At 38.3% G+C, this 23284-nt stretch carries 20 protein-coding genes and 1 pseudogene; 13 read left to right on the top strand and 8 right to left on the bottom strand.

What is annotated here, in order from left to right:
- Positions 1–29 precede the first annotated feature (29 nt).
- The 4 genes from ABDV70_RS06080 (at position 30) to ABDV70_RS06095 (ending at position 6087) form a co-directional block, all read left to right on the top strand.
- Entirely contained in the window at positions 30–1334 is a 1305-nt protein-coding gene (locus tag ABDV70_RS06080) for a HAMP domain-containing sensor histidine kinase (protein WP_343596252.1), read from the top strand.
- A 279-nt stretch (positions 1335–1613) separates the two neighbouring features.
- Positions 1614–3695: a polyphosphate kinase 1 gene (gene ppk1 / locus ABDV70_RS06085; RefSeq protein WP_343596438.1), complete on the top strand. Its 2082-nt coding sequence runs from the start codon at positions 1614–1616 to the stop codon at positions 3693–3695.
- 184 nt (positions 3696–3879) lie between these two features.
- Positions 3880–4065 carry a hypothetical protein gene (locus ABDV70_RS06090; RefSeq protein ID WP_343596254.1) on the top strand — a complete coding sequence of 62 codons (186 nt, stop codon included), beginning with the start codon at positions 3880–3882 and terminating at the stop codon, positions 4063–4065.
- 168 nt (positions 4066–4233) lie between these two features.
- Positions 4234–6087, top strand: a complete 1854-nt coding sequence (locus ABDV70_RS06095) for an autotransporter domain-containing protein (RefSeq protein ID WP_343596255.1) — start codon at positions 4234–4236, stop codon at positions 6085–6087.
- Between the two features lie 111 nt (positions 6088–6198).
- Here the strand turns inward: ABDV70_RS06095 and ABDV70_RS06100 are convergent, their stop codons facing one another.
- Positions 6199–7425, bottom strand: a complete 1227-nt coding sequence (locus ABDV70_RS06100; RefSeq protein ID WP_343596256.1) for a sigma-54 dependent transcriptional regulator — start codon at positions 7423–7425, stop codon at positions 6199–6201.
- Positions 7426–7619: 194 nt separating this feature from the next.
- Between ABDV70_RS06100 and ABDV70_RS06105 the strand changes: the two genes are divergently transcribed.
- From ABDV70_RS06105 to ABDV70_RS06130, 6 genes and pseudogenes are all read left to right on the top strand, one after another.
- A complete protein-coding gene (locus ABDV70_RS06105; RefSeq protein WP_343596258.1) occupies positions 7620–8318 on the top strand; it encodes an MBL fold metallo-hydrolase in 699 nt (232 codons plus the stop codon).
- Between the two features lie 61 nt (positions 8319–8379).
- A pseudogene (locus ABDV70_RS06110) lies at positions 8380–9597 on the top strand (FAD/NAD(P)-binding oxidoreductase); the annotation flags it as partial.
- A 170-nt stretch (positions 9598–9767) separates the two neighbouring features.
- Positions 9768–10565, top strand: a complete 798-nt coding sequence (locus ABDV70_RS06115) for a sulfite exporter TauE/SafE family protein (RefSeq protein ID WP_343596440.1) — start codon at positions 9768–9770, stop codon at positions 10563–10565.
- Between the two features lie 27 nt (positions 10566–10592).
- The gene (locus ABDV70_RS06120) at positions 10593–11006 is read left to right on the top strand and encodes a YeeE/YedE family protein (RefSeq protein WP_343596260.1); all 414 of its coding nucleotides are present in this window, start codon (positions 10593–10595) and stop codon (positions 11004–11006) included.
- Between the two features lies 1 nt (position 11007).
- Positions 11008–11424, top strand: coding sequence for a DUF6691 family protein (locus tag ABDV70_RS06125; protein ID WP_343596261.1), 417 nt, complete (start codon positions 11008–11010; stop codon positions 11422–11424).
- Between the two features lie 197 nt (positions 11425–11621).
- Positions 11622–11969: a hypothetical protein gene (locus tag ABDV70_RS06130; protein ID WP_343596262.1), complete on the top strand. Its 348-nt coding sequence runs from the start codon at positions 11622–11624 to the stop codon at positions 11967–11969.
- An 89-nt stretch (positions 11970–12058) separates the two neighbouring features.
- On the opposite strand, the gene ABDV70_RS06135 is transcribed toward ABDV70_RS06130, so the two are convergent.
- Both ABDV70_RS06135 and ABDV70_RS06140 read right to left on the bottom strand, forming a co-directional pair.
- Positions 12059–12727 carry an HAD family hydrolase gene (locus tag ABDV70_RS06135; protein ID WP_343596263.1) on the bottom strand — a complete coding sequence of 223 codons (669 nt, stop codon included), beginning with the start codon at positions 12725–12727 and terminating at the stop codon, positions 12059–12061.
- The gene (locus ABDV70_RS06140) at positions 12694–13902 is read right to left on the bottom strand and encodes a DUF1615 domain-containing protein (protein WP_343596265.1); all 1209 of its coding nucleotides are present in this window, start codon (positions 13900–13902) and stop codon (positions 12694–12696) included. Before ABDV70_RS06140 ends, ABDV70_RS06135 begins: the two co-directional genes overlap by 34 nt.
- Before the next feature lie 375 nt (positions 13903–14277).
- Here ABDV70_RS06140 and ABDV70_RS06145 point away from each other — a divergent pair, with 375 nt between their 5' ends.
- Positions 14278–14769 (top strand): hypothetical protein, encoded by a 492-nt coding sequence (locus ABDV70_RS06145; protein ID WP_343596266.1) that lies wholly within the window; start codon positions 14278–14280, stop codon positions 14767–14769.
- Positions 14770–14907: 138 nt separating this feature from the next.
- Here ABDV70_RS06145 and ABDV70_RS06150 read toward each other — a convergent pair whose 3' ends face one another.
- Both ABDV70_RS06150 and ABDV70_RS06155 read right to left on the bottom strand, forming a co-directional pair.
- Entirely contained in the window at positions 14908–15813 is a 906-nt protein-coding gene (locus ABDV70_RS06150) for a DMT family transporter (RefSeq protein WP_343596267.1), read from the bottom strand.
- A gap of 209 nt (positions 15814–16022) precedes the next feature.
- The gene (locus tag ABDV70_RS06155; protein WP_343596268.1) at positions 16023–17330 is read right to left on the bottom strand and encodes a dicarboxylate/amino acid:cation symporter; all 1308 of its coding nucleotides are present in this window, start codon (positions 17328–17330) and stop codon (positions 16023–16025) included.
- Positions 17331–18095: 765 nt separating this feature from the next.
- Between ABDV70_RS06155 and ABDV70_RS06160 the strand changes: the two genes are divergently transcribed.
- Complete coding sequence (locus ABDV70_RS06160; RefSeq protein ID WP_343596269.1) at positions 18096–19205, top strand: S-(hydroxymethyl)glutathione dehydrogenase/class III alcohol dehydrogenase; 1110 nt, start codon at positions 18096–18098, stop codon at positions 19203–19205.
- Between the two features lie 62 nt (positions 19206–19267).
- On the opposite strand, the gene ABDV70_RS06165 is transcribed toward ABDV70_RS06160, so the two are convergent.
- Entirely contained in the window at positions 19268–20641 is a 1374-nt protein-coding gene (locus ABDV70_RS06165; protein ID WP_343596270.1) for an AarF/ABC1/UbiB kinase family protein, read from the bottom strand.
- Between the two features lie 273 nt (positions 20642–20914).
- Here ABDV70_RS06165 and ABDV70_RS06170 point away from each other — a divergent pair, with 273 nt between their 5' ends.
- The gene (locus ABDV70_RS06170) at positions 20915–21217 is read left to right on the top strand and encodes a hypothetical protein (RefSeq protein ID WP_343596271.1); all 303 of its coding nucleotides are present in this window, start codon (positions 20915–20917) and stop codon (positions 21215–21217) included.
- Between the two features lie 22 nt (positions 21218–21239).
- Here ABDV70_RS06170 and ABDV70_RS06175 read toward each other — a convergent pair whose 3' ends face one another.
- Both ABDV70_RS06175 and ychF read right to left on the bottom strand, forming a co-directional pair.
- Positions 21240–21704: a MarR family winged helix-turn-helix transcriptional regulator gene (locus ABDV70_RS06175; protein ID WP_343596273.1), complete on the bottom strand. Its 465-nt coding sequence runs from the start codon at positions 21702–21704 to the stop codon at positions 21240–21242.
- 225 nt (positions 21705–21929) lie between these two features.
- Positions 21930–23021 (bottom strand): redox-regulated ATPase YchF, encoded by a 1092-nt coding sequence (gene ychF, locus ABDV70_RS06180; RefSeq protein ID WP_343596275.1) that lies wholly within the window; start codon positions 23019–23021, stop codon positions 21930–21932.
- Positions 23022–23284: the final 263 nt, after the last annotated feature.

Here is a 23284-nt window from a genome sequence, read left to right on the forward strand (position 1 = left end):
ATTATAATAAACAGCCTTTAAGTTTTAGGATGACACTGAGTATTTTGATATTCAGTGTTGTTCTTTTTTTCCTGATTGGAATAGCAGCATATTGGGTCGCATTAGATGAGTCACAAGAAGTTTTAGACCGCCAAATGCAGGAAATGGCCAATTTTTTAAATACACATAATGTGACCTTGCAAAGTTCACAATATGATGTAAAACATAAATATGATGAAACAGATATCTTTATTGATATTGTTCCAAAAGCTGAGCTTGAAAACCCTGTACATAAACCAGATTTTTTACTCAGTTACATGTCATCGCCTAAATTTGCCAAGATCCACTCTTCACGTGGAGAGTTAAAAGTTTATGTTTTGCCTTTGGCTGATAAGCAGATTCAAATTAGCCAGTTGATCAAAGTGAGACGACATCTGGCGAAGCAACTGGCACTGAATATGCTGATTCCTTATGTTCTGTTTATGCCATTTGCAATGTATGGTGTTTATCGACTGATTCGGCATCATCTAAAACCTCTGGATGATTTAAAAAAGGCATTTGCTATTCGAAATTATTCAGACTTATCTGAGGTCAGAATAGAAAATCTCCCCGCTGAAATTAAGCCTGCGATTAATGAGTTAAATTATCTTTTTAATCGGATTGAACAGGCACAAAATCACCAAAAAATGTTTGTTGCAAATGCCGCGCATGAGTTAAGAACTCCGCTCACTGCAATTACCCTACAGCTTTCATTATTAGAAAAAACGCCACAATCGAATGCTTTGTATCATGAAAATCTGGGTGATTTGCAGCAAAGCTTAAAACGGATGACACATTTGGTTGAGCAGTTGATGAGTTTGGCACATCATGAGGTACAGGGAAAAATTATACTTGAGCCAGTTAATCTGATAGAAATGGCACGGCAATGTGTTGGGCAACTTTGGGCAAATGCCAGAAGAAAAAACATTGATATACAGGTTATTCTTGCAGATGAGCTAGATGAACTTTATATAAAAGCTACGCCTTCTATACTTGAAACGATATTATTGAATATCTTAGATAATGCGATTAAATATAATCCTGAACAGGGCAAAGTACTCATTGTGATTCATCAACAAGGGAAATTTGCCTATGTTGATATTCATGATAATGGTAAGGGAATTTCCTCAGAATATTATAATCATGTTCTAGAGCGTTTTGTTCGGTTGCCTGAAACACAGCATCAGGCAATGGGCAGTGGTTTGGGATTGTCTATTGTTAAAACAGCATTAGAACAAATTAATGCACAGATGGAATTGAAACCATCAACTCAATTACAGGGTTTACAAGTCAGTTTAGTATTTTTATTAGCCTAAGTCATTTTAATATCTAATATATTGTTTTTTGTCATCATAATGACATAAATCAGATGGACAATGATGCGTGGACAAACGCATCCATTTGAAAATAGCCTGATCTCGAAGGATGATGGCTAAAACTCTGTGATGAAACTTGATGCTAGGATCGCCCTTGTTTGGGTTTCATACCTTGTCTAAGTCATTTTAACCAACGCGTCAGGCGATAGATGAAATGTCAACAGCCTTTAGGCTTTTTGATCAAACTTAGTTATTAGTAGATTCGAGTTTTACATGAATATGTATGCTGCTCAGGAAAATGAGCTGTTTGAACATACCTCCGGTACGTATATTAACCGTGAGCTATCATTATTAGAGTTTCATAAGCGTGTACTTGCACAAGCAAAAGATACGCAGCACCCACTATTAGAACGTCTAAACTTCTTAATTATTTTTTCTAGAAATCTGGATGAATTTTTTGAAATACGCGTTGCTGGATTAAAACAGCAAATCGATTTGAATAGAATAACGTCAGCACCAGATAACATTCCCAATGAAATTGTATTAGAAAATATTTCTCAAATAGCACACGAAGCCGTCGCAGAACAATATCATATTCTCAATTATACTTTATTACCTCAATTACAAGCCTATGGCATTCATTTCATTCAATATCAAGATATATTAGAAAAACATAAAACATGGATTCGTGATTATTTTTTCAAGGAAGTTCAACCGGTTGTTACTCCAATCAGTTTAGACCCCTCTCATCCTTTCCCACGCTTGGTCAATAAAAGTCTGAACTTTATTGTTTCTTTAGAAGGTAAAGACGCCTTTGGTCGAAAAATTGATTTTGCAATTGTTCCAGCACCGCGTTCTTTACCACGTCTGATTCGTTTACCAGATGAAATTTCGGGAGGTGGGGAACATTATATTTTATTATCTGCCATCATCCAGCAGCATATTGATGATTTATTTCCAGGAATGACAGCGACAGGTTGCTATCAATTCCGTGTTACACGAAATGCAGATTTAACGGTTTCAGAAGATATTGATGACCTGGCTGTTGCCTTAAAAGATGAGTTGTCTTCACGACGTTTTGGTCGGGAAGTTCGTTTGGAAGTGACAAAAAACTGTCCTCAAAAAATAACAGATTATCTGTTAGAACAATTTAAACTGGATAAAGAGCATCTTTATTGTATTGATGGCCCTGTAAATTTGGCTCGGTTTATTTCCAACTTTGATTATCCAAATTTGAGATTTAATTCGTATCAACCTGTTCTAGTTAAAAGTATTCAACCACATAAACCTATTTTTGATTCATTGAAAAAAGGCGATGTGTTGTTGCATCATCCTTTTGATTCATTTGCACCTGTCATCAAATTATTAAAAGATGCAGCACAAGACCCAGACGTATTGGCAATCAAACAAACACTTTATCGTAGTGGGCCACATTCTGAAATTGTTCAAATTTTAGCTGAAGCTGCCCGAAACGGGAAAGAAGTTACAGCAGTGATTGAGTTACGCGCAAGGTTTGATGAAGAGTCAAATATTGCAGTTGCCAATGTATTGCAAGAAGCGGGTGCAGTCGTGGTATATGGCATTGTGGGTTATAAAACCCATGCCAAAATGATCATGGTTGTGCGCCGTGAAGGCGAAAGTATTAAGCGCTATGTTCATTTGGGAACAGGGAATTATCATTCAACTAACGCAAAAATCTATACCGATTATGGCTTGCTGACTGCGAATGTCGATATTTGTGAAGATGTACATAAAATTTTTCAGGAATTAACTGGAATGGGTAAAATGGCGAAGCCTAAAAAGCTTTTCCATGCACCATTTACCTTACATAGCCAGCTGTTGAGTTTAATTGAACAAGAAATTGTGCATGCGAAGGCGGGTAAAAAAGCCTATATCATCATTAAAGTAAATGCGTTAACTGAGCCTAAACTGATCGCTGCACTGTATAAAGCATCACAGGCGGGTGTAAAAATTGATTTGATTATTCGCTCAATTTGTTGTTTACGACCACAAGTTGAAGGGCTATCTGAGAATATTTTTGTTCGTTCAATCGTTGGGCGTTTCTTGGAGCATACGCGTGTTTACTATTTTCATAATGATGGCGATGCTAAACTTTATTGCGCAAGTGCTGACTGGATGGGACGTAATTTATTTTCCAGAATTGAAACATGTTTTCCAATAGAAGATAAAAAGTTACGTAAGCAAATTATTCAGGATGGTTTACTGAACTATTTGCAGGACAATACGCGTGCATGGGAATTACAAAACGATGGGACATGGTTGCAATGCCAACCCAAAAATGATGAAGAAAGATATATTGCACAACAGAAGTTAATGGATAGTCGTATAGTTAAGAAATAAAACGTGACTTAAGTCTACTAGATAATCATTTAGTAGACTTAAGTCTATAATTTATTGAAAAACATTATTTTTTGTAGAAATAGACATGTATTTATCATTTATTTTGCATTAAACTGGTGCGGTTTTTTATGGTGCATTTGCCCCTAGAGACATGATGTTTATCCGTGATATTTGATTAATATATATGAAACAGCAATTTAGTTTAAGTCTTAGCGCGCAATTGAAAGAAATATCGAAAGTTAAAATGGAGTGTCAAAGTCTAGAAAAAAAATTATTTCAAAGACAGTTAGAATTGCATAATTTAGAGAAAGAATTAAATAAACTAATACAAGAAGAATCTAAGAAAAATCCTCATTCAAATGCGAAATAAAGTGAATCTCCTGTTCTGACACGTCGTCATTAAATTTATATTTATAGTTTTAAACTATTGATAAAATGCGATGAATATATAACATATGCCTCCCTTTAAAAATGATTTAGGTATACATTAATGAAGATTGGCACACGTGTTTTGGAAGAAAAACAAAAGGAGAACAGGATGGCCCGGTTCAAAAAAATATTGCCTTTGGTCGTTTCAGGGTTGATGTATATGCATGCATCGGTCTCGCATGCGACTGCATTTGATAACGTTGTTATTTTTGGGGATAGTCTAAGCGATAGTGGAAATTTGAGTTTATACAATACAAATGGTGCAGCTCAGTCAAGATTTACAACCAACCCAGGCAATACAGCAGTTGAACTGGTTGCAGCAGGGTTGGGTTATACAATTTCCCCTTCACTTGCTGGTGGAACAAACTATGCATGGGGCGGGGCGGGTGTTGCAAATAGCCTGATTGCGGGCGTACCAACCCTGCCACAACAACAAGCACTTTATTTGAGTTCAACAGGTGGTGTAGCGGATGCACATACCCTTTATCAAGTGTGGGGCGGTGCTAACGATCTCTTTGGTTTAATGGATGCTTTACAAAACGGTCAAATTACATTGGCCGATGTTGTTTCTGGAACAAGCAATGCTGCTACTAATGAAATTGGTCTGTTGTCTTCTTTAAAGTCAGCAGGTGCAAATTATGTCGTGGTATATAATTTGCCAAATATTGGCTTAACCCCAAGTTTTGTAAATACAGCTAATTCTGCGTCAGCCACTCAGCTTGCGACACTCTATAATTTAACATTAGACAGTGGATTGAATAACTTAAGTGCCTCAGGGTTGAATATTGTTCCTGTTAATGTGTATGGTTTATTAAATGAAGTCATTGCCAACCCCGCTGCTTATGGATTTAGCAATGTAACAGATAAGGCATGTACTGGTTCATCTATACAATGTGGCCCACAAGGTTCAGGTGCGACATATACCTATGCAGCGGGCACAGACAAGAGCTATCTTTTTGCTGATGATGTTCATCCAACCACAGCAGCACATCGTTTATTGGCACAGGCTGTATTGGCTGAGCTTGCAGCACCTAAGCAAATGTCATTATTATCAGAGGTTCCTTTAAGCATCACCAATGCACAATACCGTGCAATTAAAAATGAAATGCTAAATGATGCAGATGGTAAGGATACACGGGTTTTTATTAACCTAGACTATAACCATCAGAAATTAAAAGCTTCTGTAGATTCTCCTGCATTAACCAATAATAATGTGAACCTGACTTTTGGTTCAGATACGCAGGTGAATGATCAGGTTTCTGCGGGTATTGGCATGAGCCTCAATCAACAAGATGGTCATATGGCGGATAATTTAGGTAAATACTCCTTATTTGATGTCAGTGCATTAGGTTATGCGCTATATCATAAAGATGGTATGTATCTTGGTGGGTTTGCCAATGCGGGAAGCTTGCATTTCAATAATATAAAACGTCATATTCAGCTTGGTAATACAACACGGGTTGAAAATGCAGATGCTCAAGGGTATCACATGGGTGGCGGTCTGGATGGCGGCTACTGGTTTAATTTTAAAGATTTAAAAACAGGGCCATTTGTACATGCAGAATGGCAAACGATCAAGATTAATCGTTTTGCTGAAGATGGTGCAGATAGCACAGCGATGTGGTTTGGTAAGCAACAACGTGATTCATTTGTGACCACTTTGGGGTGGCGTTTAAAAGGAGATTGGGACTATAAAAAAGTCATCTTCTCTCCATTTGCTGAACTTGCGTGGAATCATGATTTTCAGGCAGATCCGTTATCTGTCCGTGCAGGGTTAAACACCATGAGCGGAAGTTTTATGATGACGGGTTATACACCTGAAAAAGATTGGGGATCTGCAAGTATTGGGCTCAGTACACAATACTCTAAAAATATGAGTGCATGGGTAACAGCAAATACAGATTTTTCTCATCGTAATGCTGATAATTTAGGTTTAAATTTGGGAATGAAATATTCATTCTAATTCAGAAATTGCTTTTGAAGAGGGGACGTATCAAATACGTTCCCTTTTTTTATTGAAGTTGATGGTTATTTTAAAAGAGCCTAAAAAATGCATAAATTTTATATTTTTCAGTTAGATGTTCCATTTTTTTCGATAGCGCCATAACGTCGTGCGGCTAATTGCTAACATCTCTGCAACTTTATGCAAATCTTGAGGATATTGGTGTAGTAATGCTTCAAGATTAGTTTTATTTAGCAATTGCGGCGTAGCAGCAAGATCGTGTCTCGCAAAATTGAGTGAAGGCTGAATATTTGAAATTTCATAAGGTAAATCTGAAACTTCTATCAAAGACTTTTCTTGTGCCATGGTTAAGGCGTAAAGCAGGGTATTTTTGAGTTCGCGTATATTTCCTGGCCAGTCATAACGTAACAATGTGTGCAATGCTGCAATACTTAATTGGGGTGGTTGCTGGTGTTGGTGAAAGCTATTTTCTTGTAAGATTTTTTCAATAATCAATGGGATATCTACTTTTCTGTCGCGTAGTGGCGGAACAAAAATCGGAATAACACGTAGACGATATAATAAGTCTTGTCGGAATCGACCTAATCGTGCTTCTTCACGTAAAGCTCGATGCGTTGCAGCCACGATACGCACATCGCTGGTTAAGGTTTTTTCTCCCCCAAGCTGAGTGTATTCACCTGTTTCTAAAACACGAAGTAATTTCGCCTGTAGCTCTAAGGGGATTTCGGCAATTTCATCTAAAAAAAGTGTACCACCTGCGGCTCGTTCAAAAACGCCTTTATGATCTCGAATTGCCCCTGTAAAGGCACCTTTGACATGACCAAATAATTCACTTTCTAAAATATTGGCATTTAAACTGGCACAATTAATTGCGATAAACGGTTTATCCCGTCTTTGGCTGTAGTCATGAATCGCATGTGCAACCCATTCTTTACCACTGCCAGACTCACCGCGTACCAAAACGGGAAACTGGGTGCTTGCTACACGCTGAATAATTGAAAACATTGCCAGCATTGAGGGTGCATTGCTATTAAAACGCTGAGCAAGTTCCTGAATTTCAGCACTTAGAATTTGTTTTTTGTTTTCAGTCGGTGCGTTATCGTTTGCAGAGAGTGAGAGGTAGAGCGTAACAATTTGTTGATCAATTCTGAGGGGGTGTGTCGTCATCGAAATATCAGGTATGGTGGTATTTTCTGAGCTGTCATCTGTTGGAGATGAACTCCAGATCAGTTCGTGTTGATCATTCAGAATGAAGCTAACTGCGTTGGGAAAGAGCTTTTTGAGTTGATTAAAAAATAATTTGACTTGATTTAATGATGAAAAAGAAAGCAGGTCCATATTTATGTTGTTTCAAGCAATGTTTCATATCTACAGGATAAAGGGATTTTATTGAAACATCAATGAAACATAAGTATAAAGTTATAGAGAGTCGGTTGATTTTAAGTTATTGATATTTAATTCTATTTATAGAATATGAAAAGTTGGCATTAATTTTGCCATATATCAGATCATGACATAGGATGGGCAGTGCAATGATTTTTGAACAACTTTTTGAACCAGAAAGCAGTACATATACCTATTTACTGGCATGTGAAGAAACTCGGCAAGCAGTCTTGATTGATCCAGTGCAATCGGAAATTGAACGATACATTCAACGTCTAAAACAGCTTCATCTGACTTTGGTCTATACGCTGGAAACACATGTTCATGCTGACCATATTACAGGAGCAGGTATTTTACGAGAGCGTTTAGGCTCGAAATCGGTGTTACATCGAAATGCCGATGTGCAATGTGGTGATTTACTTTTGGGCGATGATTGTTTATTGAGAATTGGTCAACTAGAAATCGAAACGCGTTATACCCCGGGGCATACCAATGCCTGTATGAGCTATGTTTGGGAAAATAAAGTTTTTACAGGGGATGCTTTGTTGATTGGTGGTTGTGGGCGTACCGATTTTCAGGAAGGCGATGCTGGACGTTTGTACGATAGTATTCATCAAAAATTATTTACATTACCCGATGATATACAGGTCTTTCCGGGGCATGACTATCATGGTAATACGTCATCTACCATCGGGCATGAACGTCAATATAATCCGCGTTTAGGTCATCAGCAAACCCGTGAAGGTTTTATCGAGTTGATGAACAATCTAAAACTGCCATATCCAGCAAAAATCAAGGAAGCACTTCCTGCAAATCAGGAATGTGGGCACCAGACCAGCGTCCAATAAGGAGATTTTTATGCAATCACAGTCTTATTTAGAAAATGCTCAAGATACATCCTTGTTTCAGGTCGTGATTATTGGTGCAGGCTCTGCGGGTATTTCTGTTGCCGCAAGCTTATTGGCGCGTTCGCCTTATCTTGAAATTGCAATAATTGACCCAGCGACGACACATTATTATCAGCCGGGTTGGACAATGGTGGGTGGTGGCATTTTTACACAGGCTTCGACCGCTCGCCCCATGCAGGATGTGATTCCTGCTGGCGCTAAATGGATTAAAGAAGCGGTTATTGATATTCAACCCGAATACAATCAGATTGTTTTGCAAAATCGAGATGTGATTGGTTATCAGGTGCTGATTGTCTGCCCAGGGCTACGGTTGAATTGGGAAGCAATAGAAGGCTTACCTGAAACACTGGGGAAAAATGGGGTAACCTCAAACTATCGTTTTGACCTTGCACCATATACATGGCAATTGGTACAAAATCTGAAAAAAGGTAAAGCAATTTTTACCCAACCACCTATGCCAATCAAGTGTGCAGGTGCACCACAAAAAGCGTTGTATTTATCCTCTGACTATTGGTTGAAACAAGGTGTTTTAAATGATATTTCAGTTGAGTTTTATAATGCGGGTGCAGTGTTATTTGGGGTGAAAGATTATGTGCCTGCATTAATGGAATATATGCAAAAGTATCAGGCACATTTGTATTTTCAGCATCGGTTGGTTCGAGTGGATGGTGCGAATAAAACCGCGTGGTTTGCTTATGAACAAGAAGGTCAGCAGCATGTTGTTGAAACAAAATTCGATATGCTTCATGTGGTTCCACCTCAACAAGCGCCCGATTTTATTCGCTTAAGTTCTTTGGCAGATGCTACAGGCTGGCTAGATGTTGACCCTGAAACATTGCAACATCGTCATTATCCCAACATTTTTGGTGTGGGAGATGTTCTGAATACCAGTAATGCAAAAACCGCCGCAGCAGCAAGAAAGCAAGCTCCGATTGTGGCAATGAATGTCTTATTGTTTTTATGTGGTCGCTCTGACTTTTACCAATATGATGGTTATGGTTCCTGTCCGCTTACTGTCGAACGTGGAAAAATTGTGTTGGCGGAGTTCGGTTATGGTGGAAAGCTACTCCCGACATTTCCAGCTTGGGTGCTAGATGGACGGCAACCGACTTCATTGGCATGGATATTAAAAGCACAGTGCCTACCTGCTATTTATTGGCAAGGAATGTTAAAAGGGCGAGAGTGGCTAGTTAAACCGAAGGAAAAAGTTGCGGGTTAAGTCGGTAGATATAACCAACATTTGATCTACGTCATTGTGATTAGCACAAAATAATCTATTTTGTTATTCATTTGATAGATCATCTATACATATAGTTGGTTCACTAAAAGCGCCTCTTTATTGTGGGACAGGCAAGGTATGGCCAATTTTTGGATTTAAGGAGCAGTATGATGCTCATTTTATTTATTTCAGGTTTGGCCATTGGGTGTGTACTTGGCTTAACAGGTGCGGGTGGTGGAATCCTTGCGGTTCCTGTGCTTATGACCATACAAGGTTGGACGGTAACGCAGGCAGCCCCTGTGGGGTTGCTGGCCGTTACGCTTGCGACATGTATCGGCACACTCCAAGGTCTGTACAAAAGAACCATCAGGTATCGGGCTGCAATCTGGATTGCAGTAATGGGAATTCCTGCTTCACATTGGGGAATTGCACTTAGCCATAAAATTCCAACTGCAATCCTTGTACTCTTGTTTGCCATCACGATGTTTGTCGTTGCATATCGTTTATTTAAACATGTACAAGATGACTTTCATAACCCACCTTGTCGCATCAATCCATTGACGGGCAAACTGGTTTGGGACTGGAGTACCTTTTGGGTGCTGTCTGCGATTGGTTTATTGGCTGGTTTTCTAACAGGGCTGCTTGGCGTTGGTGGAGGATTTGTGATTATTCCAGCCTTAAAAAAAGCCACTAATTTGGGAATGCAGCAAATCGTTGCGACCTCTTTAATGATCATCTGTTTAATTGGTGGTATTAGCATAGGGTTACATGCATTAGAAGGTTTTCACTATCCATTAAAAATTAGTATTTTGTTTACTTTAAGTTGCCTAATCGGCTTAATCATTGGGCGTTACTGGGTTCATTATTTATCGTCTGTCATGATTCAGCGAACATTTGCAACAGTCGTGGTTGTGATTGCTTTATTTATGGTAATTAAATCTATTCTTACTTTATCTGTGATCAGTTAAAGCCACATTTTATTGGGAGGAATCATTATGCATGAATGGTTACTGAGTTTCTTAGGCGGGTTACTACTTGGCTGTGCTGCTGTCGGTTATTTGTATTTGAATGGGCGTATTGCTGGCATTAGCGGCATTATTTCGCAAGTATTATTTTTTAAGAATGGCTTTAAAAATAGTGCATTATGGTTCTTTTTAGGTTTATTGGTTACGCCGTTCTTTTATGCAAAATGGACAGCTGTTCCAATTGTGCTAGATGCCTCACCTTGGTTATTAATTTTAAGTGGTTTACTGGTTGGAATTGGAACTCGCTTGGGTTCGGGCTGTACCAGTGGGCATGGTATTTGCGGTCTGAGCCGTCTGTCTAAGCGTTCAATGGTTGCAACCAGCAGTTTTATGTTGATTGCAGCGATAACGGTATTGATAACTCGCCATGTGATCGGAGGTTGAGATGAAACAGTTTTTTGCGTTCATTTGCGGCAGTCTTTTTGCAATCGGGCTGATGTTGTCTGGAATGTCTAATCCTGCAAAAGTTTTGGCTTTCTTAGATGTATTTGGTGATTGGAACCCCAGTTTGGCATTTGTAATGGGTGGGGCAATCTTAGTCGCGTTTTTGCCATTTCAGTATGCAGTCAAACATTCACGTGTACAAACCGTATTTCATGAGCCGATTGAATTGCCCTCAAAGAAAACACTGGACGCTCCTTTGGTCACAGGCGCACTTTTATTTGGGATTGGTTGGGGGTTATCTGGAATTTGCCCTGCGCCCGCAATTACATTAATTGGGCTTGGGCATTTTGAGATTGGTTATTTTATTGCTTCGATGTTGGTGGGGATGGTTCTTTATCATTTTGTCATGGAGCGATAACTTTGGAATCAATCCGATTAAGGCTTCAAAGTCATGCTTTGTATGATTTTGAATGCTAAATCTCTGATTTATAGTTTTAGACTCACATTATGATAATAAATGTAACTTTGAAACTATTTTAAGTTTATTTTAATGGAGTATTCTTATTTTATAAGATCACGAAATATCAAAAAAATGTTGTGATCAAGGAGTTTGAAATGAATATGGAATACACACATCAACCCGACTATTTTTTCTTTGCACATCGCTTGGTTTTGTTTCTAGAGGATCATTTACGTAAACATCCTCATACAGAAGCCGAATTCAACTTACAATCAATTCATCATCAGGTTTTCGGGCATGACCGTGCATCAAGTTCAATTAACCTTGAAGGCATTTTAAATATTGCTGACGAATATCAATTTCAAACACAGATGGGAGCTTTGCCGTTAATTCAAAGTTACATGATTCATTTTGATAATCATGTATTGAAAGTTCAATTCCATCCAGCAAGTATTCAAAGTCTCGTTGCTGGACAATCTAGTATTTATCCCAAAGTGGCTTAAGACTGCCTGAGTCAAAACGTGTACATTTTTAAGTACAAGCAACTAATAGTTGAATAAATGAAAAATAAAGGGATTTTTAAAAAATCCCTTTAAACTGCTTCAAAAAACTGTTGTGGATGAGGTAAGGGCGGCAAGGTCTGATCAACACCTACCATAAAACGATGTTTGGCCAGTGCGAGCATGGCTAAATCTTCATGACTATTGCCATAGGCATAAATTTCATCAAATTCATTTATTTTAAATTGTTGTTGAATCCGAAATTTTTTTTGTTCGCCACTACAGTCTGGTGTGAGATATTCACCTGTTAAATGCTGGTGTCGCTGTTCGGTTTGTGTACAAATTAGTTTGACATTCAATAGCTGGCTTAAAGGTTGTAAATAGAGATCTAGAGAAGCCGACACAATCACAACTTCATGACCAAGTGCCTGATGGTGCTTGAGTTGAGCCAGAAGAACAGGGTTTAGTTGTTTGAGCAAACGATGGCTATAGCGCTCGGCCAATTTTTGGATATGCACATATTTTTGATGTTTAAACATGTGTTGATAGAGTTTTTGTCGCATGGCATGTGCAGGATAGACCTTGGCATAATATGCCTGAATCCACGGTAAAATTTTTATACCTCTACGCATAATATGGCGTTTAGAGAGTGTATAAAAAATAAACTGTGTGAAGCTATCCTCTAAATAAAGTGTACCGTCAAAGTCAAAGAGTGCCAGCGCCTTTTTCATGACTTCATTTTTCGTCCACGATGCATACAACTTTCAAAACGTCCATTAACCCGAGTTGCATACCAATTGGTGTTGTAGTCCCGACTCAGTTTTGGCCCTGTAATGATGACTTGAGGCATAACTGCATAAGGCATTTCTTTGCCTGTTTGGTCTTTATAGAGTTTAGTCAGGGTTAAGTATGTTTGCGTTTTTTCGAAGTCGATGGTTTTCTCAGTTTTTAAATCACTGCGAAGTTGTTGTGGGGTGATGATCACTTTTTTCTGTGTGAATAAGTTGATAAACGTAAGCTCGGTGTTACTTTGCACAGCTTGCACATTATCATTTTTATCATACTGCAATAAATCACCATCTAGAGATAGCTCAGAACCCGTTAAAACATTTAATGCTTTTTGCACAGAGGCATTACGGCTTGAGTACATGCCCGAGTTATAGTCGGCAAAACGATAGATCGGTTTATCATACTGATTTGAATACATCATCAGACGATGTATTCCATAATACAAACCGCCGTATTGCGTATATAAATCATCCCGCAAATCATTGACACTCATATGGTCTTTTTGATGATCTTGCGCATACTGAATTGAAACCTGCATTGAACCTAATGTTGTAATTGGGTTCATGCGTTCGCCAATATCCTGTCCTACCAATTTTGCTGCACCTGTCAGGGCGCTGACATGATAATGTTTGGACATGTAATCAAAAATTTGTCGATATAAAAGATCAATATCTCTTTCGGTTTTGACTTTCGATAATTGTTTTAAATAGTTATCTTCTGGGGTTGGCTGGGTCTTAAGCACCTGCTCGAAATAATGTGCGATTGGTGTTCCGATGGTTGTGCCAAGTTTATCTGAAAATTTGGTTTGTAAGCGTGTGTTCACCGCAGCAACGGCTTCTCGACCAAGCCCAGGCACTTGAGGGTTGGCTACAAAGCTGGATTCTTGATCTACAATGGCAATGATGCTACAGACATTCTCTTTATTTTTTTCGATTTTAAGACTGTCCATGATGTCATTCATATCTTTAGCCCATGACTCACGATCATGTACACGCGGTGGGATCAGATGCTTAATTTGTTTTTCTGTGAGATGTTTTTCATCATCTTGTGAAAATAATGATTTATCTCCACATGCCACTAGGCCAACCGAAAGTGTCAAAATCGATAAAGTGCCCAAAATACGACTGAAACGAGAAAATTTATTCATACTGCCCAACACTAAGTGCTCTAGCCAATTTTGATAGCTAAAAAAATACTGTTGAAATTGTAGTGGGTTTTCATGAAACTGTATATTACTGTATTAATAACATTCGATAATTTATTGTTATTTCTAATGTAATAGAAGAAAAGGGTCATAGCGTTCCGTTTGAGTGCATAGAATGTGTTACTAGGCATCAATAGCATGGATGATTTGAATGGACTGAGCATTAAGCCACTAGCAAGGTATTGAATTTTTTGGTTTTGCCAGAGATTTTTGAGTGGTGTGAAAATATTTTTATTTTATACAAATTATAACCACGTGAAAATTATAGAATTTATGCGTACAATAGAGCGCTCTAAATTAATAGTTGATGATCTTTTTATGCTCGATATATATTTAACCGATACGCAACAACACGTTCAGTTTCAAGATTATCCGGGTGATCATCCTGTCAAATTTATTTTACAGTTCAAAAAAATCTTTCCGAGTGTCATGGAGTTATTGTTACCCGTTTTGCCTTCAGATGAAAATTTAGAAGATATGACATGGGAGTCAACAACGCGTGATTTCGAGATGTTTAAATTGCTCTTAAATGGTTGGGGGTTGGTTGAATTACGCTTGAGTGCCTTAACACGTTATAAAGATAAGGCGTATGCAGATCAGTTTGTGAAAAAAGCAAATGTGGCGCGTCAGGATAAACGTAAAAAAAGTCCTCAATTGGGTAATTTGCAATTAGATTATCTGTTCTTACAAGATTTACATGCCTTAATCGATGCTGATTTGGTCGAGATTGGTGAAAAGTTTTATTTGCCTACACTACGTGAGCAGTGGAAAGATTATGTGCCAGACGCGGTTTTAAACGGCACAGTTTAAGCGAGTCATTGCACTAACAATCCTGACGGTACTTTTCAGGTTGAATTACACTCCAAAAGCGGGACATTGTAGTCTTACTTCTGGAGTGTTTTTTATGGCATAAATTTGCAGTTGAAGCAGTTACATTTGAAATGAGTATTAAGCTGACTTTTGCTGAAGTGGTGTTTTATCTGGACTGACGACCATCCATACCGCAATACAGACGATGGCTGCACCAAGAACGAATCCTTTGGTGATGGTTTCACCCAATGCAAGATACCCCCATAACACGCCAAAAGGTGGAATCATAAAGGTTACGGTTAAAGAACGGAGTGGGCCAATATCTGCGATGAGTTTGAAATAAACAATATAAGCTAAAGCCGTACAAATTAGCCCAACAGCAATCACACAGGCCCACACATTGCCTTGTAGCCAATGAATACGTGGACCTGTGAAAAGTGACCAAATAAAAAATGGAAAAAGAAATAAGAGTGCTCCCGCTTGACTGCCAAAAGCAACGATCTTTGGATCTAAACCACCTTGATTGGAAATCCAGCGTCGTGTTAAAAATCCTGCAAAAGCATAACAACTTGTCGCAATGAGACACGCCACAATACCAAACGCTGTTCCTTGAGCTGTTTTCGCTTCCCCAATCGCTGTAATCACCATAATGCCGAATAGACCAAGCAATACCCCCATCCATTTTTTTAAAGACAGTTTTTCACTAAAGAAGCTAAATCCGATCATTGCTCCCATTAGTGGTGTCGTTGCATTTAAAATGGCAGAGTAGCCCGCAGGTAGCCATTTTGCTGCAAAACAATACATCAAAAAAGGCAGACCTGAGTTAATGATACCCAAGATGAGTGTCGCTTTAAATTTGCCCTGAAAATTAAATGAAGATTTAAGCGTGAATAAAATAAGAGTCAGCCCTAAAAATCCAAACAGAACTCTTAAAAAAGCAGTATTTATCGCACCAAATTCAGGAACAGCAATCCTCATAAAAAGAAAACTCGCGCCCCATATCGCTGCAAGAGACAATAATCTGATGTAATCGGATGAACGCATAGCATACACTCCTTGTCATGCGTAATTATTTGGTGGTATTTAAAAGTAATTGTACGCAATCTTTTATAAATAAATATCCAAATCTTGCTCAATTTAGCAGTAAATACTATCCGATTTATAGGAATAATTTGGTTTATGAGTCTCAAAAAATAGCAATAAAAAAACCGTGAATTTTCACGGCTTTTTTGCGTAGGCAATAAATTTTGATTTTAAGCTTTAGCTTTTACTTTATGACCTTTTAGTGCAGCATCACATTGTTCTTTATCTAAAGCTTTGTCCCAACGTGCCACCACAATTGTAGCGCAAGCATTTCCGACAAGGTTTGTTAATGCACGACATTCAGACATGAAACGGTCAATACCTAAAATCAGTGCCATACCTGCAACAGGAACATCTGGAACAACAGATAAAGTTGCCGCAAGGGTAATGAAGCCCGCACCAGTAACACCCGCAGCACCTTTAGAGCTGATCATTGCAACCAATAATAGTGTTAATTGCTGACCAATTGTCAGTTCAATATTACATGCTTGTGCAATGAACAATGCCGCCATAGTCATATAGATATTGGTACCATCTAGGTTAAATGAATAGCCTGTAGGAATAACCAAACCAACAACAGATTTTTCACAACCTGCTTTTTCCATTTTGTCCATTAAGGAAGGTAAAGCTGCTTCAGAAGAGCTTGTTCCCAACACTAACCATAATTCATCTTTGATATAGCGAACAAGGTCAATGATAGAGAAACCGTTATAACGCGCAACAGCGCCAAGAACGATTACGATAAATAAGACTGCTGTGATATAGAAGGTTAAAATGAGAAGAGCCAAATTACCAATCGAGCCAATACCATATTTACCAATCGTAAACGCCATTGCACCAAATGCCCCAATAGGTGCAAGCTTCATTAACATTCCCACTAGCTTGAATACAGGTGTAGTGAGTGTGTTTAAAAATTCGATAATTGGCTTAGAGTGCTCATGTGTTGTTGCAAGTGCGATACCAAAAAGTACAGCAACAAACAGTACTTGCAGAATGTCTCCGCCAACCAATGGACTAAGCAAGGTCTTTGGAACAATTGCCATTAAGAACCCGACAACACTAGAGTCATGTGCTTTTTCGACATAATCACTCACTTTATCGGCATGTAATGTCGCAGGATCAATATTTAAACCATGCCCAGGCTGAATAACATTGGCAACGACCATCCCTACAAATAATGCAAGTGTAGAGAAAGTAATGAAATAGATCATTGCTTTTCCTGTGACACGTCCAACGCTTCCGACGTTATTCATGCCAGCAATACCCGTTACAACCGTTAAGAAAATAACAGGAGAAATGATCATTTTAACAATATTAATGAAAGCATCGCCTAAGGGTTTAAGGCTCTCACCAACGCTTGGATAAAAGTGTCCTAATAAAATACCGATTGCAATTGCGAAGATAACTTGTACATAGAGTATTTGATAGAACTTCGGTTTTTTCTCCGAAACTGGAGGTTGGTGTGCGTGAATGTCCATTAATTAAAATCCTATAGATATTCCAAATATAGTGGCTGCCAATTTATTGCTCAGGTGCAAAACGGATTTTACTGTAAAAAAATATTAGAAGCTGAAATGTAGCCATAAAATTTGGAAATGTAAAATTAGAATAAATAATTAAAAAAAATAAGAGAAATGGTGTGTTTTTATATAAATATTATTTAATAACAATTGGTTATGTTTATGAGCTGTATTTTTGTTAGTCTTCAATCCTATATTTTTTGACTAAAAAATAGATACTTGAAGAATTATACTTTAGTCTTATGTAATTCTCTCAGGTTAAAAATTTATCAAATTAACTAAAAATCGAACAATCTTTAATCAAAAATAAAATCACTTTGAAGATAGAGTAATAAATCTAAATTTGCGCAATCAAGGATGATTTTGTTTGCAAATTTGAACGCTTGCAAACGGGTGTTGATGTGTGGTGCGAAGTTATAGTCTTTGTGCTGCAAGATTATAATATTTTGTGCTATTTTGATGTAAAGCTAGAAACGATTTTAAATTTTGAAAAGGTATTACTTTCTCCCTAAAGTCTGTTGATATTTTATAGAGACGTGTGGTTGCGCTATTTTTAGAAATCTCAAGCGAAATAGTGATGACGTTATTCTAAAAAGAGCCATTATCAACAGCCTCTATTTATGTATATCTTGATAACTTTGTTTTTAGCCTACTATGTCAGTCATTTTTAAAATTTAAGCCAACGCGGATTTATTCTAAATCAATTCTCAGGAAGAATATTCTATGAAGTCACGTGCAGCAGTTGCTTTTGGTCCTGGTCAACCTCTACAAATCGTGGAGTTGGATGTTGAACCACCAAAGGCAGGTGAAGTTCTAATTAAAATTACCCACACAGGTGTTTGCCATACGGATGCATTTACATTGTCTGGAGATGACCCTGAAGGTGTATTCCCAGCAGTATTGGGACATGAAGGTGCAGGTGTTGTTGTAGAAGTCGGTGAAGGCGTGACCAGTGTTCAACCTGGCGATCATGTGATTCCTTTATATACTGCTGAATGTGGCGAATGCCTGTTTTGTAAGTCGGGTAAGACCAACTTGTGTGTAGCTGTACGTGCAACACAAGGGAAAGGTGTAATGCCTGATGGTACGACACGTTTTTCTTATAATGGTCAGCCGATTTATCATTATATGGGTTGTTCAACCTTTAGCGAATATACAGTCGTTGCCGAGGTGTCTTTAGCAAAAATTAACCCTGAAGCGAACCATGAGCAAGTATGTTTGTTAGGTTGTGGTGTGACAACTGGTATTGGCGCTGTACATAATACTGCCAAAGTACAAGAGGGTGACAGTGTTGCCGTGTTTGGTTTAGGCGGAATTGGACTTGCAGTTGTACAGGGCGCTCGCCAGGCGAAGGCAGGGCGGATTATTGTTGTCGACATGAACCCTGAGAAATTTAAACTTGCAGAACAGTTCGGTGCAACGGACTTTTTAAATCCTAAAGATTATGACAAACCCATTCAGCAAGTAATTGTCGAAATGACAGGTTGGGGGGTAGATCATTCCTTTGAATGTATCGGCAATGTGAATGTGATGCGTTCAGCGTTGGAATGTGCCCATCGTGGTTGGGGGCAGTCGGTGATTATTGGTGTTGCGGGTGCAGGTCAGGAAATTTCTACTCGTCCATTTCAGTTGGTGACTGGACGCACATGGAAAGGAACGGCTTTTGGTGGTGTAAAAGGACGCTCACAATTGCCAAAAATGGTTGAAGATGCAATGAAAGGTGAAATTGAGCTTGAACCTTTCGTGACGCATACCATGCCGTTAGAACAAATTAATGAAGCTTTTGATCTCATGCACGAAGGTAAGTCTATTCGTACAGTTGTACATTTTTGATCTAAGCACGTCATATAAAAAAAGACCGATGATATTCGGTCTTTTTTATGCTCAAATGTGCTTTACATAAAAGGCTGAACCATTTTTCGGACATTGGTCTGTGCATCTAGTACCGTCATAAAGGTATATGCGCCAATAAATTTTCGGCTGATAAACATAAATTCTTTAGGGGGAATACTAAAATAACGAGAAGCCATCGATTTGCTGGCTCTTTGCATGACTCGACTATGTAATTGGCTTTGTTTCCAGTGGTATCGGTTTTCTTCATCCATGATTCCTGCTGGAATGTCTGGATTATTGTCTAAACTGCTAAAAGGCTCAGTTGCAAGTAAAAAGACTTTTGCCATATCTGGTTTGATACTCACAGGAATATTATCGAAGAAGTCATAACCTGTCATTGCACTGACCATCATGTCTAAATCGTGGTGGTAACCTGCGGCAATTAATGCATGTGCAACTTTTAATAAGGTTTGATCAAACTGGCGGATTGCACCAAAGTCGAGGAGTACAATTTGGTCTTGTTGTACGTCCCCATCACCAAGACGAACCAAGTAGTTCCCAAAGTTCGGGTCAGTTTGCATTTCACCCCATTCGAATAATTCACGAATAGCAATATCCAATGCAGCTTCGCCGAGTTGATTGCGTCTGCGCTGTGGAAGTGACAGCATGACAGGACTATTAACAGGAAGTCCTTGCTCGAACGTCATACATAGCACTTGAGATGTACAGTATTCATCAATAATTTGCGGAACAATATAGCGCGTGTCATTTTGAAGGTATTGAGCAAAACGACGTGTGGTTGCGGCTTCAATATGATAATCCACCTCACGGTGCATCATTTCCCGAACTTCTTCAAACCATTGATCAAATTCACGTGTTTGAGGCACAATATGCGTAAGTTTAAGCATGCTTTTAAAAAGATTCATATCTGAATCAATTGCTGCTGCCACACCGGGATATTGAATTTTGAGGACGATTTCCAAACCATCTGATTTTCGTTTTGCACGATGCACTTGCGCTAAAGATGCTGTACCAATCGGTTCGGGGTTAATTTCAAGATCGTGGATTTTGCTTCCAAGTTCCTGTGCAAGGTGAGGTTGAATGGCATTCCATTCTAATGCAACAGTTTGATTGTTTAGAGTATTGAGTGCTTGAGTGACTTCTTCAGGTAAAAAGTGTTCACCATATAACGCCATCATTTGTCCAATTTTAACAATTGAACCTTTTAATTTGCCTATTTCGCTGACCAAATAATCTGCTTGCTCTTTTAATGCTCTTTTACGTTTTCTTTCCTTTTCTTCTTCGCTTGAAAAAATAGATGTTGCATTGGAAGTTGCCCAACGTGTACCCGCAAGTAATGAAGCTTTAACAATTGAAAGACGTCTATCGACAGAAGATGTTTTTAAGTTTTTTAATTTATCTTTCTGGTCAGACATTGAAACACCTTCAATTGGGAGTAAAAGGGAGAAATACGCTTGTATTATATCTAAAATAACCGATGAATGGCATTAAAACACTTGATTTGGGCGATATTGATGCCATTCGGAGAGATATTACTCAATTAGCCGATAGATATTATCATGAGTGGATAGCTTCTTTCATCGTATTCTATTTATGTAACCTAAAAACAGGCGTAATAAAACAGGTATATGACACGAAGCTCAAACAGCAGTATAGTAAAGCATGCGTATTTACATAGAGTAGGGCAAGTGAGTTATAAACATAATAATCTAATGGCAATGCGTGTTCGCTATTGGCATGAAGATTCTCTTACCGTAAAGCAGAATAAACAGCAGTTAAAGGTTTTTTTAGAGCAACAACAAGTGTTCGCTCATGTTTCAGAGCAAGAGCTACACTATTTTTTCTTTAGTTTGCCAAGTAGTATTATCATGAAAGCACATACGTTGGGCTTTGCTGATCAGCAGGTAATAGAAATGATGACAACCTATATTGCTGAACATCAACAACAACTCAGAAATAAAGAAGAGCTGAAAATTAAATACCGGATTTAACCTCTATATTATGTTTAAAAAATTAATGAGATAAGTTTTGAAAAATCTGTTTTAGGTTTTGAAGTATTTTTTCAATTTGTGATGGCGTCATGCCGTTAAATGCCTGATCAAGCTTTATGCCAACAAGATCATTCACTTTGAGTACTGTAGCTATACCGTATTCAGTTAGTTTTACCCGAGTAATACGGGCATCTTCTATACAAGATGTTGTCACAACAAACCCCTCATCTTTTAAACGATAGACTAATTTGGTGGTTGTTGACATTTTATAGACCAGAAATGCGGATAATTCAGAAACACTGGCATTGGGCTTTAAATATAATGCATTCATAATCTGATGCCGTGACGTATCAATCCCATGTTTTTTTAAAGTAGCATCGATTTTTTGTATGTACTTTAAATGAATAACTGAGATCCAATGTAATGGACATAACTCTGTATCATAACCATCTGAGGATGGGAGATATTTATCATATTTAGTTTTCATGCTTATTTTTCGTGTTTTTAGTTAATTTATTGTGATGCAATTCACATAATAATTCAATTTTGTATAATTGTTACTTGTCGGAAAGTTTTTAATGATTTTTAATCTTTTCAAAGACACGCTATTTTCTTTTATTTATTTTGTGTGGAATTTCAACTATTTTGGTTGGTTTTATCTATAAAAAATAAGCTGCATATTTATGCAGCTTATTGTATTTGTTACAAAATATTACACATTAAAGCGGAAATGCATCACATCGCCGTCTTGAACGACATAGGTTTTGCCTTCTAAACGCCACTTTCCAGCTTCTTTAGCACCTGATTCGCCATTAAATGCAATAAAATCATCATAAGCGATGACTTCGGCACGAATGAAGCCTTTTTCAAAGTCGGTATGAATAACACCAGCAGCTTGCGGTGCTGTAGCACCCACTTTGACTGTCCATGCACGAACTTCTTGTACACCAGCAGTGAAGTAAGTTTGTAAGCCAAGCAATTTATAACCTGCACGAATCACCACGTTTAGACCCGGTTCTTCCATGCCCATTGCTTCTAAAAATTCTGCACGTTCGTCATCTTCAAGCAATGAAATTTCAGCTTCAATTTGGTTGCACAAAGGCACAACAATCGCATTTTCTTCTTCAGCAAGTTTTCGTACTGCATCTAAATGTGGATTGTTTTCAAAACCGTCTTCAGCTACGTTTGCAATATACATGGTTGGCTTAAGGGTCAATAAACCGTAGCCACGAATGAGTTTCTTGTCATCGTCAGACAAGTCAGCCGCACGTGCAGGTTTACCTTCATCAAGCAACGGCAGAATTTTTTCTAGAATTGCTTTGGTTGCAAGCGCTTCTTTGTCGCCGCCTTTAGCAATTTTAGTGAGGCGAAGCAGTGATTTATTCACTGTTTCAAGATCTGACAGAGCAAGTTCAGTGTTGATGGTTGCGATATCATCAAGCGGATCAATTTTACCGTTAACGTGGATGACATTTTCATCTTCAAAACAACGAACAACATGGGCAATGGCATCAGTTTCACGGATGTTTGCCAAGAACTGGTTGCCTAAGCCTTCACCTTTTGATGCGCCTGCAACTAAACCTGCAATGTCTACGAATTCCATTGTGGTTGGCAAAATGCGTTGCGGTTTTACAATTTCAGACAATTTGTCTAATCGAGCATCAGGAACAGGTACAATCCCTGTGTTAGGTTCAATTGTACAAAAAGGGAAGTTTTCAGCAGCAATCGCTGCTTTTGTTAACGCATTAAACAGGGTAGATTTACCAACGTTCGGTAAACCAACAATACCACAATTAAAACCCATGCAAGACTCACAAAAAGTTGTTATCAAAATTGGTGTCATTCTACTACAAAGTCTGTTTAAAGTCAGGGGATGTTCGGGGTTTTGCTGAGGGTGAATGCTTAAGGTTTATCGGCATTCTATCCATGACTGATGTTACAGGTGAAAATAACTGACAAACGAGGGATGAAACGAAGTTTAAATATGGGTTTGTCACAATGTTTGAAGGTTTGGCAATTTTGAGGATTTAGAATGAAAAGATGTATTGAAAATGATGCGCTCATCTT

This window comes from Acinetobacter sp., from assembly GCF_039596015.1.
GTDB lineage: Bacteria > Pseudomonadota > Gammaproteobacteria > Pseudomonadales > Moraxellaceae > Acinetobacter.

Excerpts from the sequence above, each read along its gene's own strand:
- ABDV70_RS06080 (WP_343596252.1), top strand. The coding sequence starts at position 30 with ATGACACTGAGTATTTTGATATTCAGTGTTGTTCTTTTTTTCCTGATT.
- ppk1 (WP_343596438.1), top strand. The coding sequence starts at position 1,614 with ATGTATGCTGCTCAGGAAAATGAGCTGTTTGAACATACCTCCGGTACG.
- ABDV70_RS06090 (WP_343596254.1), top strand. The coding sequence starts at position 3,880 with ATGAAACAGCAATTTAGTTTAAGTCTTAGCGCGCAATTGAAAGAAATA.
- ABDV70_RS06095 (WP_343596255.1), top strand. The coding sequence starts at position 4,234 with ATGGCCCGGTTCAAAAAAATATTGCCTTTGGTCGTTTCAGGGTTGATG.
- ABDV70_RS06100 (WP_343596256.1), bottom strand. The coding sequence starts at position 7,425 with ATGGACCTGCTTTCTTTTTCATCATTAAATCAAGTCAAATTATTTTTT.
- ABDV70_RS06105 (WP_343596258.1), top strand. The coding sequence starts at position 7,620 with ATGATTTTTGAACAACTTTTTGAACCAGAAAGCAGTACATATACCTAT.
- ABDV70_RS06115 (WP_343596440.1), top strand. The coding sequence starts at position 9,768 with ATGCTCATTTTATTTATTTCAGGTTTGGCCATTGGGTGTGTACTTGGC.
- ABDV70_RS06120 (WP_343596260.1), top strand. The coding sequence starts at position 10,593 with ATGCATGAATGGTTACTGAGTTTCTTAGGCGGGTTACTACTTGGCTGT.
- ABDV70_RS06125 (WP_343596261.1), top strand. The coding sequence starts at position 11,008 with ATGAAACAGTTTTTTGCGTTCATTTGCGGCAGTCTTTTTGCAATCGGG.
- ABDV70_RS06130 (WP_343596262.1), top strand. The coding sequence starts at position 11,622 with ATGAATATGGAATACACACATCAACCCGACTATTTTTTCTTTGCACAT.
- ABDV70_RS06140 (WP_343596265.1), bottom strand. The coding sequence starts at position 13,902 with ATGAATAAATTTTCTCGTTTCAGTCGTATTTTGGGCACTTTATCGATT.
- ABDV70_RS06145 (WP_343596266.1), top strand. The coding sequence starts at position 14,278 with ATGCTCGATATATATTTAACCGATACGCAACAACACGTTCAGTTTCAA.
- ABDV70_RS06150 (WP_343596267.1), bottom strand. The coding sequence starts at position 15,813 with ATGCGTTCATCCGATTACATCAGATTATTGTCTCTTGCAGCGATATGG.
- ABDV70_RS06155 (WP_343596268.1), bottom strand. The coding sequence starts at position 17,330 with ATGGACATTCACGCACACCAACCTCCAGTTTCGGAGAAAAAACCGAAG.
- ABDV70_RS06160 (WP_343596269.1), top strand. The coding sequence starts at position 18,096 with ATGAAGTCACGTGCAGCAGTTGCTTTTGGTCCTGGTCAACCTCTACAA.
- ABDV70_RS06165 (WP_343596270.1), bottom strand. The coding sequence starts at position 20,641 with ATGTCTGACCAGAAAGATAAATTAAAAAACTTAAAAACATCTTCTGTC.
- ABDV70_RS06175 (WP_343596273.1), bottom strand. The coding sequence starts at position 21,704 with ATGAAAACTAAATATGATAAATATCTCCCATCCTCAGATGGTTATGAT.
- ychF (WP_343596275.1), bottom strand. The coding sequence starts at position 23,021 with ATGGGTTTTAATTGTGGTATTGTTGGTTTACCGAACGTTGGTAAATCT.